Below are 1,657 nucleotides of genomic sequence, written 5' to 3' on the forward strand. Positions count from 1 at the left end.
GCTCCCTGCTCCCCTGCTGTCTTTATGATGATCTCACAAAATCGCATTGCTCCCCCTAATAGTGTAGTTCCTCGCGTTCCCGTACCCACTGCTTCTCGCACGCGATTGAGGGCAAAGGAGCGTCCGTAGTATTTAGCGATCGTGGCTAGGGTTGCTGCACCACAATCTTCTTCACTGTGTTGCAATATACTGTAGTATTTCATTGTTTAAAAAATCAGTACCAGCCGCAGTGAACAAGGGGTGGACGAGTCCGTTTCCTACCTGATAACTGCTAACTGATAACTGTTAACATCGTTTACGTTTATTTGTGCTATCTTGATATGAATGAAAAAGTAGGAGCATTACGACCTCGCCTCTACAAACTACAAGAGAAGAATATTACTCAGCTAAAAGCTGATGTCAGAGCATTCTTTTCTCTTTGAGGTTTTGAAGGATTCGAGTACACGGTATGAAATAGACCAGAGTTAATTATGCAGGTTTGACAGACGCGATGTCGTTGTTAAGTAGGACTAGGCACGGGCATGGCAGACGCGATGTTGTTGTCAAAAGGACCAGTTAAGTTACCTTTTGTACCTGCTTTCAGACGCCTTATTCTACCTGTGAAATTCACACCAGTGTAGACAATCCAATCTGTTTTACCCGTTACCTCGTACCAAGATGCTCTATTGTTAAATCTGCTGCCTAAACTCCTAAAACTGCCTCTAAGATTATTTAGCCGCGCTCCTTTACCATCCTTCTTGTCGGAAAAGTTTAAGGTACCACCACTAATAGTGGCAGCGGCTTCATGGGAAAGGTCTTGCACAGCTTCGATGCTGTAGAGGTCTTTGATTTGCTTGTTGTTCATATTTACTCCGTGCTTATTGATGTTAGACATTGTTTTTTTCCTGAGTTTTAGATTGGGGTTTGAACTGAAGGTAAGCTTGTTTTCTTCCTTCTGATTGTTAATTGGTAGCAGTGATATTGATTTATTCACGGCTGGGAATCAGAGTTTTTTTAGCTTTGCCTTCTGATTGTTAATCGGATGATGGGTGCAAAAACTCTTATTCCACCTGCGGTATCTCTGTTGCAAATTAGAGAGGGTATGAGGGAAGTTTTAACAGAGGCATGAAATAGAAAAATAGCCTCAGAAATGGATAAATATTCCGAGGCTATGTTACTATCTAAGCAAGGTTCCTAAAACGGACGCACAGAAGTTAAATCTATGATATGCGTTTGATAGAAGTAATTGAATCGTTTACTCCTTGAGCAACACTACGGTATCGTCCTGGTCCTAAAGTTACAGACGAACCTTTAAAGTTTGCATTTTTATAAAACCTCCATCTTTGATTCCCTGTAATAATAATAGATGAGGTTGCGTCGTTGAAATTGTTATTAGCTAGGTTGGCATCACTGCCAGAAAACGTTATACCTCCTCCTTGAAAATTCTTATCCCGGAATAGACTTACATTACCTCCACTACAAGTAGCAGCAACCTCATCGCTAAGTTCCTTCACTGCGCTGAAGCTCAATTCTGCTAAAGTTTTATCGTTCATATCTACTCCGTAGTTGTTGATGCTAGACATTGTTTCTCTCCGAAATTTAAAATTTGAGTTGAACTGAAGGCAATCGCTAGTTTGGCTTTACCTTCTGATTCTTAATTGGTAGCAGTGACAGGATT

At 41.0% G+C, this 1,657-nt stretch carries 3 protein-coding genes; all 3 read right to left on the reverse strand.

Features of this window, described 5'->3' with window-relative positions; all coding sequences use genetic code 11:
* Positions 1-203, reverse strand: a 203-nt coding sequence (locus tag ACFE90_RS37350) for a cysteine peptidase family C39 domain-containing protein (RefSeq protein WP_375507269.1), incomplete at its 3' end; no start/stop codon positions are given.
* A gap of 296 nt (positions 204-499) precedes the next feature.
* Positions 500-874 carry a hypothetical protein gene (locus ACFE90_RS37355; RefSeq protein ID WP_375507270.1) on the reverse strand — a complete coding sequence of 125 codons (375 nt, stop codon included), beginning with the start codon at positions 872-874 and terminating at the stop codon, positions 500-502.
* A gap of 325 nt (positions 875-1,199) precedes the next feature.
* Positions 1,200-1,562, reverse strand: coding sequence for a beta/gamma crystallin-related protein (locus ACFE90_RS37360; protein ID WP_375507271.1), 363 nt, complete (start codon positions 1,560-1,562; stop codon positions 1,200-1,202).
* Positions 1,563-1,657: the final 95 nt, after the last annotated feature.

The sequence above is a fragment of the uncultured Nostoc sp. genome, from assembly GCF_964245445.1.
Taxonomy (GTDB): Bacteria; Cyanobacteriota; Cyanobacteriia; order Cyanobacteriales; family Nostocaceae; genus Nostoc.

Coding starts and splice junctions, on each gene's coding strand:
- ACFE90_RS37355 (WP_375507270.1), bottom strand. CDS start 874: ATGTCTAACATCAATAAGCACGGAGTAAATATGAACAACAAGCAAATC.
- ACFE90_RS37360 (WP_375507271.1), bottom strand. CDS start 1,562: ATGTCTAGCATCAACAACTACGGAGTAGATATGAACGATAAAACTTTA.